Source organism: Marinibaculum pumilum (genome assembly GCF_042646425.1).
In the GTDB taxonomy this organism is placed as follows: Bacteria; Pseudomonadota; Alphaproteobacteria; order Ferrovibrionales; family Ferrovibrionaceae; genus Marinibaculum; species Marinibaculum pumilum.
This window is the reverse complement of record NZ_JBHRTR010000037.1, coordinates 24,155-40,139: the sequence shown is the minus strand read 5'-3', so window position 1 is coordinate 40,139 and position 15,985 is coordinate 24,155. Positions and strand designations below refer to the sequence as shown.

11 protein-coding genes are annotated in these 15,985 nt (G+C 69.8%); 2 read left to right on the top strand and 9 right to left on the bottom strand.

Annotated elements, in window-relative coordinates:
* Positions 1 to 4: 4 nt before the first annotated feature.
* The 9 genes from ACFOGJ_RS23465 to ACFOGJ_RS23425 all read right to left on the bottom strand — a co-directional run bounded on the left by ACFOGJ_RS23465 (position 5) and on the right by ACFOGJ_RS23425 (position 12,266).
* A complete protein-coding gene (locus tag ACFOGJ_RS23465) occupies positions 5 to 934 on the bottom strand; it encodes a transglutaminase family protein (protein ID WP_379905206.1) in 930 nt (309 codons plus the stop codon).
* A 26-nt stretch (positions 935 to 960) separates the two neighbouring features.
* The gene (locus ACFOGJ_RS23460; protein WP_379905204.1) at positions 961 to 3,765 is read right to left on the bottom strand and encodes a circularly permuted type 2 ATP-grasp protein; all 2,805 of its coding nucleotides are present in this window, start codon (positions 3,763 to 3,765) and stop codon (positions 961 to 963) included.
* Between the two features lie 28 nt (positions 3,766 to 3,793).
* The gene (locus ACFOGJ_RS23455) at positions 3,794 to 7,225 is read right to left on the bottom strand and encodes a transglutaminase family protein (protein ID WP_379905202.1); all 3,432 of its coding nucleotides are present in this window, start codon (positions 7,223 to 7,225) and stop codon (positions 3,794 to 3,796) included.
* 199 nt (positions 7,226 to 7,424) lie between these two features.
* Positions 7,425 to 7,808, bottom strand: coding sequence for a Spx/MgsR family RNA polymerase-binding regulatory protein (locus ACFOGJ_RS23450; RefSeq protein ID WP_379905200.1), 384 nt, complete (start codon positions 7,806 to 7,808; stop codon positions 7,425 to 7,427).
* 227 nt (positions 7,809 to 8,035) lie between these two features.
* A complete protein-coding gene (locus ACFOGJ_RS23445; protein ID WP_379905198.1) occupies positions 8,036 to 8,728 on the bottom strand; it encodes a PRC-barrel domain-containing protein in 693 nt (230 codons plus the stop codon).
* A gap of 139 nt (positions 8,729 to 8,867) precedes the next feature.
* Positions 8,868 to 9,518, bottom strand: coding sequence for a 2-hydroxychromene-2-carboxylate isomerase (locus ACFOGJ_RS23440; RefSeq protein WP_379905196.1), 651 nt, complete (start codon positions 9,516 to 9,518; stop codon positions 8,868 to 8,870).
* Positions 9,519 to 9,531: 13 nt separating this feature from the next.
* Positions 9,532 to 10,209, bottom strand: coding sequence for a 2-hydroxychromene-2-carboxylate isomerase (locus ACFOGJ_RS23435; protein WP_379905194.1), 678 nt, complete (start codon positions 10,207 to 10,209; stop codon positions 9,532 to 9,534).
* Positions 10,206 to 11,405 (bottom strand): CaiB/BaiF CoA transferase family protein, encoded by a 1,200-nt coding sequence (locus ACFOGJ_RS23430; protein WP_379905192.1) that lies wholly within the window; start codon positions 11,403 to 11,405, stop codon positions 10,206 to 10,208. Before ACFOGJ_RS23430 ends, ACFOGJ_RS23435 begins: the two co-directional genes overlap by 4 nt.
* Before the next feature lie 78 nt (positions 11,406 to 11,483).
* The gene (locus ACFOGJ_RS23425; protein WP_379905408.1) at positions 11,484 to 12,266 is read right to left on the bottom strand and encodes a potassium channel family protein; all 783 of its coding nucleotides are present in this window, start codon (positions 12,264 to 12,266) and stop codon (positions 11,484 to 11,486) included.
* Between the two features lie 217 nt (positions 12,267 to 12,483).
* Between ACFOGJ_RS23425 and ACFOGJ_RS23420 the strand changes: the two genes are divergently transcribed.
* Positions 12,484 to 13,542, top strand: coding sequence for a TRAP transporter substrate-binding protein (locus ACFOGJ_RS23420; protein ID WP_379905190.1), 1,059 nt, complete (start codon positions 12,484 to 12,486; stop codon positions 13,540 to 13,542).
* Positions 13,543 to 13,832: 290 nt separating this feature from the next.
* The coding region (gene katG, locus ACFOGJ_RS23415; protein WP_379905188.1) for a catalase/peroxidase HPI at positions 13,833 to 15,985 on the top strand (2,153 nt) is incomplete at its 3' end.

Below are 15,985 nucleotides of genomic sequence, written 5' to 3'. Positions count from 1 at the left end.
GGGGTCAGCCCGGGCCCGCCGGCACGGCTGCCATGGCGACAGGCGCGCCGTCTTCCTCTTCGGCCGGGATCACGTCGACCGACACGGCCAGGTCGTGCGAACCGCCGCCGAACAGGACGCCGCGCACCGGGCTGACATCGTCGAAGTCGCGGCCATGGGCCAGGACGATATGGTCTTCCGCCACCAGCAGCGCGTTGGTCGGGTCCATGTCGACCCAGCCCGCCGGCCCGCACCAGACGGAGATCCAGGCATGGCTGGCATCGGCGCCCCGCAGCCGCGGCTGCCCCGGCGGCGGGTAGGTCCGCAGATAGCCGGAGACATAGCGCGCCGCCAGGCCCAGGCTGCGCAGCGCGCCGATCTGCACATGGGCAAAGTCCTGACAGACGCCGCGCCGTTCCCGCATCACCTGCTGCACCGGCGTGGCGATGTCGGTGGCCGTGGGATCGTAGGCGAAATCGTCGTTGATCCGCCGGGTCAGGTCCAGCGCCGCCTCCAGGATCGGCCGGCCGGCCAGGAAGGACGGTGCGGCATAGTCCGCCAGCGCGGGATCCGAGGGTGCGAAGGCGCTGTCGCCCAGCAGTTCGCAGACGCTGTGCGGCACGCTGCTGTCGCGGCCGATCGCCGCCGCTGCCAGCACGTCGCGCACCGCCTCCCAGTCCGGTGTTTCAGGCACCTCCTGGGCGACGACCTCCACCTCGCTGTCGGCCAGGACGGTGAAGCGCTGGTGCGGCCGGTCGAGCAGCACCCGCTCCAGGGCATTGCCGAAATGGTCGACATCGGCATGCCGCTCCGCCGGCTCCGGGTCGCAGCGCAGGTCGGTCCAGAACACCTTCTGCCAGGGTCCGTCCAGCGGGCGCAGATGAACCAGGTGGTAGGCCAGGTCCACCGGGTCCGCATAGCGGTAGTCGGTGCGATGGGAGACGCGGTAGCGCATGAGGTTCGTTTCCGGGCGGCGTCTTCTCAGGCGGTCCAGCGGGCAAAGCCCAGGCGCCGGGTCTCCGGGATCAGCGAGAAATAGCTGCGCGACATCTCCCCGTTCAGGTCGGCGAGGCGCTGGTCGGCATAGGACAGCAGGTCGCGCACCACGTCCAGCGCCGCGGCGATATCCTCCTGCCGCCGATCCAGGCGTAGCACCGCCTTTCGCAGGTCCGCCTCCAGCGACCGGGGCGCGCTGAGGAAGGCGAGCGCCTCGGAATTCGGCAGCTGGCCGAGATGGGTCCGCAGGCCCTGCAGCTGGAAGGCAAGGCCGCGCGGATTGCCGGCATCGACCAGCAGCAGGTGCAGCACGGTCTGCGGCTCCAGCGCGGTGTGATAGCGGCTGCGATGGGTGATCGTCGATTCGCAGAGATCCAGCGCCAGCGCCAGCGCCGCCTCCCAATGGCCGGGCGCCAGGCCGAGGCTGGCATCGACCTTCGAGACCACCTGCAGGCCGCGCTCCAGCCGGCGGCCCAGCTCCATGAAGCGCCAGCCCTCGCCACGGGTCATGATCTCCGACACCAGTCCGCTGAAGGCCGCGGACATCCGCACCAGCCGGTCGCAGGCGCCGATCAGGTCGTCGGGATGGTTGCCGGCCCGGTCCAGCAGCTGCGGCCCCTGCTGCCCCAGGTCCTGGACGATCACCCACAGGTCCCGTGGCAGCCGGTCCCAGACCGCATTGGCGGTGCCGGTCAGGCTGCCGAAGGTCTCCCGGTAGCTGCTGCCCGGGCCCAGGGCGGCGGTGACCGCCTGGGCGAACTGACTGCTGTAGGGCGGCGCGCCGGCGGCCTCGGGCGAGATCAGGAAGCCGCGCGCCATGGCACGGCCCAGCGCGCCGAGGTCGAGCATCTCGCGCGGGCCCAGCTCGCTGACCGTCATCCGCCAGAGCGCGGCGCGGACCAGGCGGGCGCCATAGTCCAGCCGCTCGGTATAGCGGCCGATCCAGTACAGGTTCTCCGCCACCCGGCTGGGCAGGGCGCTTTCAAGCTCCGCGTTCACGCCGGCCAGGGCGCCGCGGCGCCGGCGCCGGGGCGGCGCCTCGGCGGCACGGCCGCCAGCCGGTTCGGTCGCGGCCTGGCCGCCCGGCAGCACCGTCATGCCGTCGCCGCGCAGAGGAATCGGCGGCTGCACGCTGCGCACGTCGTCGGTCAGCACCCAGACATCCTTCGCCACCCCGCCGCCATGCAGCGAGGTGCGGAAGGCGGCGCCGTTCTCCGACATCCGGGCCAGGCCGCCCGGCATCACCGCATAATCGCCGGTGCCGTCGGCCAGCACGAACATGCGCAGGACCACCGGCTGCGGCGACAGGCCGTTCTCGTTCCAGCAGGGCGCCTGCGACAGTTCCGGCCGCCGCAGGCCGGTGATCTGCGCCGGTCGGACCGCCATATGTGCCAGCGCGTCAGGGTCACTGAGCTGGATGTCGCTGGCATGCTCGCCATCCTCGGCCGAGGGCAGGACCGGATCGATCGCCTGGCGGAACTCGAACGCGCCGGGCTCCGCCAGCATCTCCTCCAGGTCGTCCGGCCGGCCGCCCCAGAGCATCTCCGCCGACGGCAGGGAGAGGCTCTCGCCCCACCATTCCTTTGCGATCCGCGGCAGATGGGCGAACAGGCCGGAGGTCTCCAGCAGGCCACTGCCAAGGTCGTTGGCGACGGCGACCTGGCCGCGGCGCACCGCACCGGCCAGGCCGACCACGCCGAAGCGGGAATCGGCACGCAGTTCCAGCGGGTCGCACATCAGGCTGACCACCCGGCGCAGGATCAGGTCGACCCGCAGCAGGCCGCGCAGGGTCTTCAGGAAGACGCCGTCGGCGCGCACCGTCAGGTCTGCCCCTTCGGCCAGCCGGACGCCGAGTTCGCGGGCCAGGAAGACATGCTCGAAATAGGCCCGGTGGCCGGGCCCCGGGGTCAGCAGCACCGTGCGGGGCGCCGGCCCGGTGCCGGCGGCGCCCTGCCGCAGGCGCAGTTCCAGGACCGCCAGGAAGGGGGAGATCCGCGCCACCGCATAGCCGGAGAACAGCTCCGGCAGGCTGCGGGCCAGTGCGCGGCGGTTTTCCAGCGCATAGCCGATGCCGGAGGCGACCTCCGTGCGGTCGGCCAGCACCCGCCAGCGGCCATCATTGTCGCGCACCAGGTCGGCGGCATAGACCGATAGCATCGGCGTGCCGGCCCCTTCCGGCGGGGCGGCGGACCCATCGGCCGCCGGCCGCTTATGTGCCGGGCGCAGGAATTCGCGGCTGCCATAGACCAGGCTGGGCGGCAGGGCACCGCTCTGCAGCACCGTCTGCGCCCCGTAGAGATCGCGCAGCAAGGTGTCCAGCAGGCGCGCGCGCTGGCGCAGGCCGTCGCGCAGCTGCCGCCACTCGGCCGGCTGCAGGATCATGGGAATCGGGTCGAAGGCCCAGGGCCGCACCATGCTGCGCGGATCACCATAGGCGGTATAGGCGACGCCATTGTCGTCGAACTGCTGGCGGATCCGTTCCAGCCGCGGCGCCATCGCCGCGCGGTCCAGGCCGGAGAGATTGCCGATCAGGGGACGCCAGTAGGGGCGGACCTGACCCTGCCCGTCGACCATCTCATCGAAGCCGGGGATTCGCGGCGTCGCTTGATCGGCCTGCAGCCGCCGGGTTCCGGCGGGCATGTCATGGGACAGCCGGCTGCCTTCGGGACGGAGGGGGGCCTGCAGCGGCCCGTCATCGAATGCCAGGGCCGCGGGCATGCCGTCAGGCGCCGGATCCGCCTCCAGCGCATCCACCTCCTCGGCATCCGTCTGCGCCGAATCGCCCATCATCGATGGCCCAGGCTCCGATAGCTGGCCTTCACCGTTCGGTCTGGACGGGTGGCGTTTCCAGCCCGACCGCCGCGCGGCGCAGGTCCAGGGTCAGGGGCGCCTCGGCACTGCGATAGGAACGCGGCACCGCCATCGGCCCGCCGGTATGCCCGAACGGGAAGAAGCGGGTGCGCCGGCGGCTCTCCGCCTCTGCCGCGTTGACCGGCAGGGTATCGAAGCTGCGGCCGCCGGGATGCGCGACATGATAGCGGCATCCGCCGAGGGAACGCCCAGACCAGCGATCATATAGGTCGAAGGTTAACGGCGCCTGAACCGGGATCGTGGGGTGCAGGCTGGACGGCTGCGCCCAGGCCTTGAAGCGCACGGCGCCGACATACTCGCCCTCCACCTCGGTCGGCAGCAGCGGCACCTCGGCCCCGTTGCAGGCCAGCACGAAGCGCTCCGGGGTGAAGTTGGCGACCTGCACCTGCATCCGTTCCAGGGTGGAATCCACCGCCCTCGCGGTGCCGCCGGCGAAGCCCTCCTCACCCATCACGTGCCAGGGCTCCAGGGCGTGGCGCAGTTCGATGCCGACATCGTGGCGGGTGACCCGGCCGATCCGCGGGAAGCGGAACTCCATCTGCGGCACCAGCCAGGCCGGGTCGAACTCGTAGCCGGCCCGGTTCATCTCGTCGATCACATCCAGCAGGTCGGCCCAGACAAAGTGCGGCAGCAGAAAGGCATCGTGCAGGCGGTTGCCCCAGCGCACCGGCGGGCGCTCGTAGGGCTTCGTCCAGAACTGCGCCACCAGGGCCCGCAGCATCAGCATCTGCACCGAGCTCATCTGGTGGTGCGGCGGCATTTCGAAGGCGCGCAGCTCCAGCAGGCCGCGGCGGCCGCCGGAAGAATCCGGGGAATAGAGCTTGTCGATGCAGAACTCCGCCCGGTGGGTATTGCCGGTGATATCGACCAGCAGGTTGCGGAACAGCCGGTCGGTCATCCACGGCGGCACGTCCTGGCCGATCCCGGCCTGGGCGAAGGCCAGCTCCAGCTCGTAGAGGCTGTCGTCGCGGGCCTCGTCGACCCGGGGGTGCTGGCTGGTCGGGCCGATGAACAGGCCGGAGAACAGGTAGCTGAGCCCCGGATGGTTCTGCCAGAAGGCCAGCAGGCTGCGCAGCAGGTCGGGCCGGCGCAGGAACGGCGAATCCTCCGGCGCCGGGCCGCCCAGCACGACATGGTTGCCGCCGCCGGTGCCGGTATGGCGGCCGTCGATCATGAACTTCTCGGTGCCCAGCCGGGTCTGCCGCGCCTGCCCGTAGACCAGCTCGGTGCGCTCCACCATCTCGCTCCAGCTGCGGCTGGGATGGATGTTGACCTCGATCACGCCGGGATCCGGCGTGACGCTGAAATGCTCCAGCCGCGGGTCGCCCGGCGGCAGATAGCCCTCGATCACCACCTGCTGGTTCTGCCGTGCCGCGGCGCGCTCCACGATCGCCACCAGCGCCAGATAGTCGGCGGCTGTCGGCATTGGCGGCAGGAAGATGTGGCAATGACCGTTGCGCGGCTCGACGCAGAGCGCGGTACGCACCACCGACGGGTCGGATTCGCCTGGCAGCGGCGGCCGTCCGTCGGCCCTGGCGTCCGCCGGCAGGCGGCCGTCACCCGCTGCGTCAGGACCCTCGCCGCCCTCCCCGGCCCGGCCCGGCGCCAGGCGCGGATCGCCGGCCTGCCGGCGCAGCGGTGCAGCCCCGCCCTCGCTGCGGCCGGGGCCGGCAAGCTCGGCATAGGCCGGCAAGGCGCCGCGCGGCGCGAAGGGATCCTCCGGGAAGTGATAGGGATAGTCGCCCTCGGTCACCCAGGGCAGGCTGTCCAGTGGCAGGCGGTAGCCCATGGAGCTGTCACCCGGCAGTAGGAACAGCCGCTCCATGCGCAGGTGCCAGGGCCCCGACTGCCAGCCCCCGTCCCTTCCAGCAGGTCCTTTGGCCAGCGGCAGGGCATAGCCCACCACCTTGTCCAGCCCCTGCTCGAAGACGCGGGCGATGCGCGCGCGCTCCATCTCCTCCTTCAGCTTGTTCTCGGCCACCGTGACGTTGATCGGCAGCCGGCGCTCCTTGAAGATGTAGTAGTAGGGATCCTCGAAGGCCGGCTGCAGGTACTTCGCCGGCACATTGAGTTCCTCGGCGATCGCCCGGCCCAGCGCCTCGGCACGGTCTGCATCGGCCATGCCCGGCTTCTCCGGCTGCGCCAGCAGGCTGCGGTCCTGCCAGACCGGCTCGCCATCCTTGCGCCACATCGCGGTCAGCGCCCAGCGCGGCAGCTGCTCGCCCGGGTACCACTTGCCCTGGCCGTAGTGCAGCAGCCCCTCGGGCGCGAAACGGTCGGCCAGCCGACGGAACAGGTCGCCGGCCAGGCGGCGCTTGTCCTCGCCCAGCGCCTCGGTGTTCCACTGCGGATGGTCCATGTCGTCGATGGAGACGAAAGTGGGCTCGCCGCCCATGGTCAGCCGCACATCGCCGGCCGCCAGGTCGCTGTCGACCTCATGGCCCAGCTGCAGGATCGACGCCCACTGTTCCTCGGTGAACGGCTTGGTGACCCGGGGCTTCTCGACGATCCGGGTCACCGACATGTCGAAGTCGAACTCGACCTCGGCCGGCTCCACCATGCCGGAGATCGGCGCCGCGCTGGACGGCTCCGGCGTGCTGGCCAGCGGGATATGCCCCTCCCCCGTCAGCAGGCCGGAGGTCGGGTCCAGGCCGACCCAGCCCGCGCCGGGCAGGAACACCTCGGTCCAGGCATGCAGGTCGGTGAAATCGGCGCTCGGCCCCTCGGGCCCGTCCAGCGGCTTCTGGTCGGGGGTGAGCTGGATCAGGTAGCCGGACACGAAGCGCGCCGCCAGGCCACGATGCCGCAGCAGCTGCACCAGCAGCCAGCCGGTGTCGCGGCAGGAGCCGCGGCGCAGCTTCAGCGTTTCCTCCGGCGTCTGCACGCCGGGCTCCATGCGGACGGTATAGGCGATGTCGCGCTGCAGTTGCTGGTTCACCGCCACCAGGAAGTCGATCGTCTGCTCCGCCCCTTCCGGCAGGGTCTTCAGGTAGTCGGCGAACAGCGGCCCTGGATCGTCCTTCTGCAGGAAGGGGGCGAGATCGTCGAGGAACTCCTCGCCATAGGTGAAGGGGAAGCTCGTCGCCTCCTCCTCCAGGAAGAAGTCGAACGGGTTGATCACCGACATGTCGGCGATCAGGTCGATCTCCACGCTGAACCGCCGGGTCTTCTCCGGAAAGACCAGCCGCGCCAGATAGTTGCCGTGCGGATCCTGCTGCCAGTTCAGGAAATGCTCGCGCGGTTCCACCTTCAGGGAATAGGCCGGGATGCCGGTGCGGCAATGCGGCGCCGGGCGCAGCCGGACGGTCTGCGGTCCCAGCTGCACCGGCCGGTCGTACTCATAGACCGTGCGGTGGTTCAGTGCGACTTCGATACCCAAGGTGCAGCCCCCTATCGGCTTGGCCGTCAGCACCGCCGTTCGGACGGCGACGTCGGTGCGGGAGTATAGCGGTGGCGGGCGGGCCGACAGAAGCCCTTGCCGCAACGCAGCATGGGGACAGGCTCTGGGGGGGGGGCGGCCGGTCGCCCCGTGACTGCAGGTCGCCGACTGGGCGGCAGGTCGCGGTCTGGCCGCCCGGTCAGGCGTGGCGCAGACTGTCCTGGTTCGGCGCGGAACTGCCTGCAAGGGCGCCGCGCACCGCATGGTCGAAACCGACCAGGACCTCTGTCCGGCGCTGGAAAACGGGACGCTTGATCAGGGTCGGCTGCTCCGCCAGAAGGGCCAGCAGCGTTTCCGGATCGGCGCCCGGGGCCGCGGCCGCACGCGCTTCCTCCGACAGGCCGCGCCAGGTGGTGGAGCGGCGGTTGACCAGCCTCTCCGGACCGACGGCATCGAGCCATTGCTGCAGGAGGTTGCGGGTGGGCGGTGCCTCGCGAAGGTCATGCGCCCTGTAGGGTACGCCCTGGCTGTCCAGCCACCGCCGCGCCTTGCGGCAGGTATCGCAGGTCTTCAGGCCAAACATGATCCAGGTCATCCCGACCGTCGCACTCCCTTCCCCGTTTGGACGGACTGAAACGCTGAAGGCGTCCAGATGCCGTCTATGGCACCCTTTATGGTAGGTCGGCGCGCAGCTGTCCACCATTGCTAGTGCGAACGGAAGCAGCCGCGCCCGACCGTCGCATTGCGCTTTCGCCGGACCGGCCGGCAGCCCCCGCCCGCCGGCTGGCGGGCGGGGACGAGATGTGCCGGTCAGTCGAACGGACCTTCCCACTCGCGCTCCGTCGGCGTGTTGGCCGCCACCTGGTCCCGGGTATAGGGCAGGTCGTAATAGCCCATGCCCGGCTGCCAGCCGGCGCCATAGCCGTGATAGGGATAGGCATAGGGGCCGACCCCGTAGTCGTAACCGTAGTCGGCCGCCACGATCACGGCGCTGGCCTTGCCGTCGGCGGAAAAGATGATGTCGTCGATCCGGCCATAGCCGCTGCCGTCGGTCAGCCGGACACCGTCGCCGATCAGCTCGCGCACCCGGTAGCTCCGGTTGCCGAGATTGTCATCGTCGTAGTTGGTCCGGAACTCCTCCAGGGTCTCCTGCGTCACCGGAACCTGGATCGAATCCTCTTCCGGCCCGGCAGACACCTTGCTCCAATCGACCAGGGCATGGACATCGCCGATATCCAGGAACGCCTCCGTCTCGACGATCACGGCCTTCACCGTGCCGTCCGCACCGATCACGATATCCTCGACCTCGCCAATATCGTCGCCGTTCGGGCCGAAGACCTCCTCGTCAAGGAGCTCCTCCGACGACCAGCCCTGCGCCAGCCCCGAACGGTCCCAGGTTTGCAGGTCCACCGGGTCGCCGACCGCCGCACTGGCGGTAGCCGCGGCCCCGGCGAAGCCCAGGGCGAAGACGGTGGTCATCAACTGGCTCTTGTATCCTCTCATGGCAGCCTCTCCTTCCGCTTGAGTGGCCCGGCTCGATCGGCCGGGCGTGCATACCCATGGGCAACAGAGCGGCCCGGAGCCATGTTCCAAGCGCAGCCGGATGCCGGCGGCCGGAAAGCCTGAAGTTGCGGGAGCGGGACTATCGGGCGCGAAGGCCGGCCTGCCGCAGCCGCCAGAGCAGCAGGTCGATCCGGTCCTGGCCGAAGAAGGGCTCGCCCCGGAACACCATCAGCGGCACGCCCCAATGGCCGGCCGCCGTCTGCGCCGCCTCGTTGGCCGCGATGGCCGCGTCCAGGCGGCCGGCATCGTCCGCCACCGCCGCCTCCATCTCCGCCAGGTCCAGGCCGGCACCCGCGACCGCCCGTGCCAGATGGGCGCCGCGGTCCCAGCCGTCGATGCCGGCGCCGAACAGGAGCGCAGCCACGGCCCGCACGAAGGGCAGGCCGCGGCCCTGCTCGGCCGCCAGTGCGCCCAGCCGTGTCAGACGGTGGATGTAGGGCTGATCGGCCGGCACCTCGCCGGTCGCCACGTCCATCACGATCGGGTCCGGCCGCGGCCAGTGGAAGGGGACCTGCAGCGAGGCGGCTACGCGCTCGGCGTCCATCCTGTTGTAGGGCACCCGCAGCGGGTTCACCGTCTTGAAGAAGCCCGGGATGCGCACCGCGATGGGCAGGACGGGCCGGACGGAAAGGCGCAGGTCATGCTCGCGCTCCAGCGCCGCCAGCCGGTCGCCCGCCAGGTAGCAGTAGGGGCTGCGGAACGACCAGTACAGGTCGACCTCAAGGGTCATGCCGGGGGCCCGGTCACGTCACGGGCGCCGCCTCCCGCGGCTGCAGGCCCGCCTGGCGCATGCGCCAGAGCAGCAGTTCGATCCGGTCCTGGCCGAAGAACGGCTCCCCCCGGAAGACCATCAGGGGCACGCCCCAATGGCCGGCCTTCTTCTGCGCCGTCTCATTGGCGGCGATGGCCTCTTCCAGCCGCGCCTCCTCGGCGACGATAACCGTGTCCATCTCCGCCAGGTCCAGGCCGGCGCGGCCGACCGCCGCCGCCAGGTGGTCCCCCTCATGCCAGCCGGCGATGCCGCTGCCGAACAGCAGATGGCCGACCTCCGCGATGAAGGGCAGGCCGCGGCCGCGCTCCGCCGCCAGGGTACCGAGCCGGGTCAGCCGGTGGATATAGGGCTGCGCCTTCGGCACCTCGCCGCTGGCCATGTCCATGACGATCGGGTCCGGCTGCGGCCACTGGTAGGGGATGTCCAGGAACGCCGCCAGGCGCTGGGTGTCGCGCATGACATAGGGCGGCCAGAGCGGGTTCACCGACTTGAAGAAGCCGGGGATGCGCACCGCGATCGGATAGACCGGCCGGACATGGACCTCCATCGCATAGTCGCGGGCCAGTTCCACCAGCCGCGGCATCGCCAGGTAGGAATAGGGGCTGCGGAACGACCAGAACAGGTCGAGGTCCAGCGCCGCCTCCGTCATATCACGCCCTTCTCGCGCAGGGCGCCGATCTCCGCCGCGGCCAGGCCGATCTCCGCCAGCACGGTGTCGGTATCCGCGCCCAGCAGCGGCGCGGCCTTGCGGATGCTGCCCGGGCTGCCGGTCAGGCGCACCGGCATCTCCACCAGGGAAACCGGGTCGTTCAGCCCGTCATAGGGCATCGGGTGCAGGTAGCCCATCGCCGCGACATGGGGATCTTCCACCGCCTGTCGCGGGGTATAGACCGGGCCGCCTGGCAGCTTCGCCTGCGACAGCAGGTCCAGCGCCTCCGCCGTCGTGTACTGTGCCGCCCATTCGCGGGTGCGCGCGCTGATCGCGGCGCCGTTGTCGCCGCGCGACAGGTCGTCCTTGTACTTCGGGTCGGAGCACCATTTCTCCTCCTCCCCCATCAGCTGCGCCCAGCGGCGGAACTGCGACGGGCCGATGCCCTGCATCATGATCCAGCCGTCCTTGGTGGCGACGATGTCGGCGGGCGCCGCGGTCTGGCCGCGGGTGCCGGTCGGCTGCCGGTCCAGGCCCAGGGCCGCCTGCTCCACCAGGATCGGCGCGAAGCAGTTCATCGCGCTGATCAGCAGCGCGCCCTCGACCTCCTGCCCCTCGCCGGTCTTCTGCCGGTGCATCAGCGCCGCCAGGGTCCCCATCGCGCAGGAGATCGCGGTGGTGATGTCGACATAGGGCGCCTGCAGCCGGGTCGGGGTGCCCGGCTCGCCGGAGAACCACATCGCCCCCGACATGGCGGAGGCAACGCCGTCGAAGCCGACCCGGTCGCTCATCGGCCCGCCATCGCCGAAGGCGGAGACACGGGTCAGGATGATGTCGGGCTTGATCGCCTTCAGGCTGGCATGGTCCAGGCCCATCCGCTTCAGGGTCGGCGGCGGCAGGTTGGCGACCACCACGTCCGCCGTCGCCACCAGCCGCTCCACCACCGCGCGGCCCTCCGGATGCATCGGGTCCAGGGTGATCGAGCGCTTGTTGCGGTTCATCTGCAGGAACATCGCGCCGTCGCCGGTGGGGGCGACCGGCTGCACATAGCGGTCCTCCGACCCCTCGCGCTTGTCGAAGCGGATCACGTCGGCGCCCAGCTCGCCCAGGACCGCGGCGCAATAGGGCCCCGCGATGTAGCGGCCGAAGTCCAGCACCCGAACGCCTTCCAGCACGCCGCCCGTCGGACTGCCCATGCCCACGCCCTCCCTTTATTGATCGTTGCGTGCGGCAGCATTCCGGCGTGCGGGGCACAGGTCAATGGTCCGGCCGCGTCATTCCTCCGCCGCGCCGCCTTTCCCTTCCCGCCGCCGCGCCAGCGCATCGCTGAAGGCGGCAGCCAGGATGCCCGTCGGCATCGCGATCAGGCCGATGCCGATGATCGCCGTGATCCCGCCGAAGAAGCGCCCCAAGGTGGTCACCGGCACGACGTCGCCATAGCCGACCGTAGTCAGGGTCGCCACCGACCACCACATCGCGCGGGGAATGCTGCCGAAGGCCTCCGGCTGCGCCTCGCTCTCCACCAGGTAGAGGAAGGTGGAGGAGATCAGCAGCAGGAACAGCGCGCAGGCCATGCTGCCCAAGAGCTCGTAGCGACGGGACCGCACCGCCGTGAAGATCTCCGCGATCGCCTCCGAATAGCGTCCCAGCTTGGCAAGGCGGAGGATCCGGAACAGGCGGAACAGCCGGAACAGGAAGGCCTCGCTGCCCAGCAGGGTGAAGAGCAGCGGCGAGATCGCCAGCAGGTCCATCAGCGCCGCCGGGGTGACGGCATAGCGCAGCCGGCCCCAGACCGGCTGGCGGAAGCGCGGATCCTCCGGTGCGCACCACAGCCGCGCCAGGTATTCCGCCGCGAACAGGAAGGTCAGGAGGTATTCGGAGACCAGGAAGAAGCCGCGTCCCTCGCGCAGGACAGCGGGCTCGCTCTCCAGGATCGCGATGACGACGGAATAGACGATCAGCCCGCAGATGATCCTGTTGACGACCGACAGGCCGGGCTTCGTCCGCGCCGACGGAAAGAGGTGCAGGTAAAAGCGGTGCCGCACCCCGTCCACCACGCCCAAATCCCCCTTCCCCTGGTCCGGCCCCCGTCGGGCAGCATCCGGCCGGCTGCCGTGCAGGTCAACGTCACGCTGTCGCCGTCGCTGCGGACCCGCGATCGAAGCAGGTCATCGAAAAATCTGATTAATGACTCATTAGTCATTTTCTTTGCAGCCGATGCCCGCCGCGCGCTAGCCTCCTCCGCGCAAAAAGAAAACCTGAGGAGGAAATGCCATGAGCATCCGGCCAAACCCGAAAAGCGGCGCCATCGGCCTGGCCCTGGGCCTGATCCTGGCCCTGGGCCCTGCAACTGCCGGCACCGCGGCTGCCGCGGCCCAGGACCCCATCGAACTGAAGCATGCGGACCGGCTGCCGGCCGATCACTACATCGCCCGCTACGCCATCAAGCCCTGGATCGCGGAGGTCGAGGAAGCGACGGGCGGCGCCGTCACCATCAAACGCTATCCCAGCCAGAGCCTGGGCAAGGCAAAGGACATGCTGACCCTGGTGGAGGCCGGCGTGGCCGATATGGGCGAGTTCTTCCCCGGCTATCTGGGCGACAAGCTCGCCCTGTCCACCATCGGTGAGCTGCCGGGGCTGGTGCCCAGCGCCTGCGCAGCCGCCCTGGCCTATGAAACCCTGGCGAAGGACGGCGGGCCGATCGACCGGGAGGAACTGGCCCCCGCCGGCATCAAGCTGCTGTACGTCGTCGGCCTGCCGCAATACGAGCTGTTCACCTCGAAGCCGATGTCGGACCTGGACAGCCTGAAGGGCCTGAAGATCCGCTCCAGCGGAGGTACGATGGATGCCGGCCTGCGCAGCCTGGGCATCGTGCCCATCCGCATGGGGGCGCCGGAACTGACCGAGAGTTTCGCCCGCGGCACCGTCGACGGCACCTCCTTCCCGGCGGCCAGCATCTTCTCCTACGACCTGCAGAAGCTGTCGGAATACGCCACGGTCGGCGGCGCCTTCGGCAGCAGCGTCACGTTCTACGGAATCTCTCGCAGGGTCTGGGACCAGCTCTCGCCGGAAGTGCAGCAGGCGATGCTGCAGGCGGGCGAAAAGGTCACCCGCAGCGCCTGCGAGAAGATCGACCGCGACAACGAGGAGGCGCTGCAGCGGCTCGAAGCGCAGGGCACCACCCTGGTTCGCCTGACCTCGGAGCAGCAGGCGCAGATGCAGCGCCTCTATGCGCCGGTGGCGGAGGACTGGGTCCGCAGCCTGGAGGAACGCGGCAAGCCGGCAGCCGAAGTGCTGCGCCGGTTCCGCGAAGCTGCCGATACCGGCAGCTGAAGGCGCCGAAGGCGGGGCAGCCGGCAAAGGCCGCCCCGCCTGCGCCATGGCCTGTGCCCTGACCAAGCCGCAGGTCCGGCGTCGACAGGCCCCCTTCGCATTCCTGTACCATCCTGCCCGGCGGCAAATGGCTGCCACAGATTTGAATCATTCCAAATTGATATTACGTACCGGTAGAGGGGCGATTGCGGGTCGTCGTCCCGGCGGTCCGGCGGTCGCCCGGCCGGGGCAACCTGGCAGGGGCGACGAGATTGCATCGCGGACCCGCGGGAGCGAAGGAGGGTTGAAACATGGACGGAAACGGCAGTTCGAATGCGGGCAAATGCCCGGTGATGCATGGCGGGAACACCCATCAGGACAGCTCGGTGATGTCCTGGTGGCCGAACGCGCTGAACTTCGACATCCTGCACCAGCATGATGCCAAGACGAACCCGCTGGGCGCGGATTTCGACTATCGCGCGGAGCTGAAAAAGCTCGACGTCGCGGCGCTGAAGGCGGACCTGCATCACCTGATGACCGACAGCCAGCCCTGGTGGCCGGCCGACTGGGGCCATTATGGCGGCCTGATGATCCGCATGGCATGGCATGCGGCAGGCTCCTACCGCCTGGCCGACGGCCGCGGCGGCGGCGGCACCGGCAACCAGCGCTTCGCACCGCTCAATTCCTGGCCGGACAATGTCAGCCTGGACAAGGCGCGCCGCCTGCTCTGGCCGATCAAGAAGAAGTACGGCAACCGGGTCAGCTGGGCCGACCTGATCATCCTGGCGGGCAATGTCGCCTACGAGTCGATGGGCCTGAAGACCTTCGGCTTCGCCTTCGGCCGCGAGGATATCTGGCATCCGGAGAAGGACACCTACTGGGGCGCGGAGAAGGAATGGCTCGCCCCCTCCGACGAGCGCTACGACAGTGTCGACGACCCCGGCACGATGCAGAACCCGCTCGCGGCGGTGCAGATGGGGCTGATCTACGTCAATCCCGAAGGGGTCAACGGCAAGTCAGACCCGCTGAAGACCGCCGCGCAGGTCCGCGAGACCTTCGCCCGCATGGCGATGGACGACGAAGAGACGGCGGCCCTGACCGCCGGCGGCCACACCGTGGGCAAATGCCACGGCAATGGCGATGCCGACGCGCTGGGCCCGGAGCCGGAAGCGGCAGGCGTGGAGCACCAGGGCTTCGGCTGGATGAATCCGAACATGGGCGGCAAGGCCAGCAACGCGGTGACCAGCGGCATCGAGGGCGCCTGGACGAGCCACCCGACGAAGTTCGACCAGGGCTATTTCTCCATGCTGCTGGACCATGAGTGGGAGCTGCGCAAGAGCCCCGCGGGTGCTTCGCAGTGGGAGCCGGTGTCAATCGCGGAAGAGGACAAGCCGCTGGATGCCAGCGACCCGTCGATCCGCCACAACCCGATCATGACCGACGCCGACATGGCGATGAAGATGGATCCGGTCTACCGCCAGTACATGGAGAAGTTCCGCGCCGACCCGGCCTATTTCCAGGACACCTTCGCCCGCGCCTGGTTCAAGCTGACCCATCGCGACATGGGGCCGAAGGCGCGCTATTTCGGGCCGGAGGTGCCCGCGGAGGACCTGGTCTGGCAGGACCCGGTCCCGACCGGCCCGATCAACTATGACATCGGCGGGGTGAAGTCGCAGATCGCCGCCGCCGGCCTGTCCGTCGCCGAGATGGTCGCCACCGCCTGGGACAGCGCCCGGACCTGGCGCGGCTCCGACATGCGGGGCGGCGCGAACGGCGCCCGCATCCGCCTGGCACCGCAGAAGGACTGGGAGGGCAACGAGCCGCAGCGCCTGGCGAAGGTGCTGTCCGTTCTGGAGCCCATTGCCAGGCAGGCCGGGGCCTCCCTGGCCGACGTGATCGTCCTGGCCGGCAATGTCGGGATCGAGCAGGCGGCCAGGGCGGCCGGCCACGCGGTTTCAGTACCCTTCACCCCCGGCCGCGGCGATGCGACGGCGGAGATGACCGACGCCGCCTCGTTCGATGCGCTGGAGCCGTTGGCCGACGGCTACCGCAACTGGCTGAAGCGGCAGTACGCCGTCTCGCCCGAGGAGATGATGCTCGACCGCACGCAGCTCCTGGGTCTGACGGCGCCGGAGATGACCGTTCTGGTCGGGGGCATGCGCGTGCTGGGCACCAACCACGGCGGCAGCGCGCATGGCGTCTTCACCGACCGGGTCGGCGCGCTCACGAACGACTTCTTCGTGAACCTCACCGACATGCGCTACGAGTGGCTGCCTGCCAAGGAAGGTGTCTACGGGGGGGAAGGCGTCTACGAGATCCGCGACCGTGCCAGCGGCGCGGTCAGATGGACCGCGACCCGCGTGGACCTGGTGTTCGGCTCCAACGCGATCCTGCGCGCCTATGCGGAAGTCTATGCCCAGGACGACAATGAAGCGAAATTCGTGAAGGACTTCGTGGCGGCATG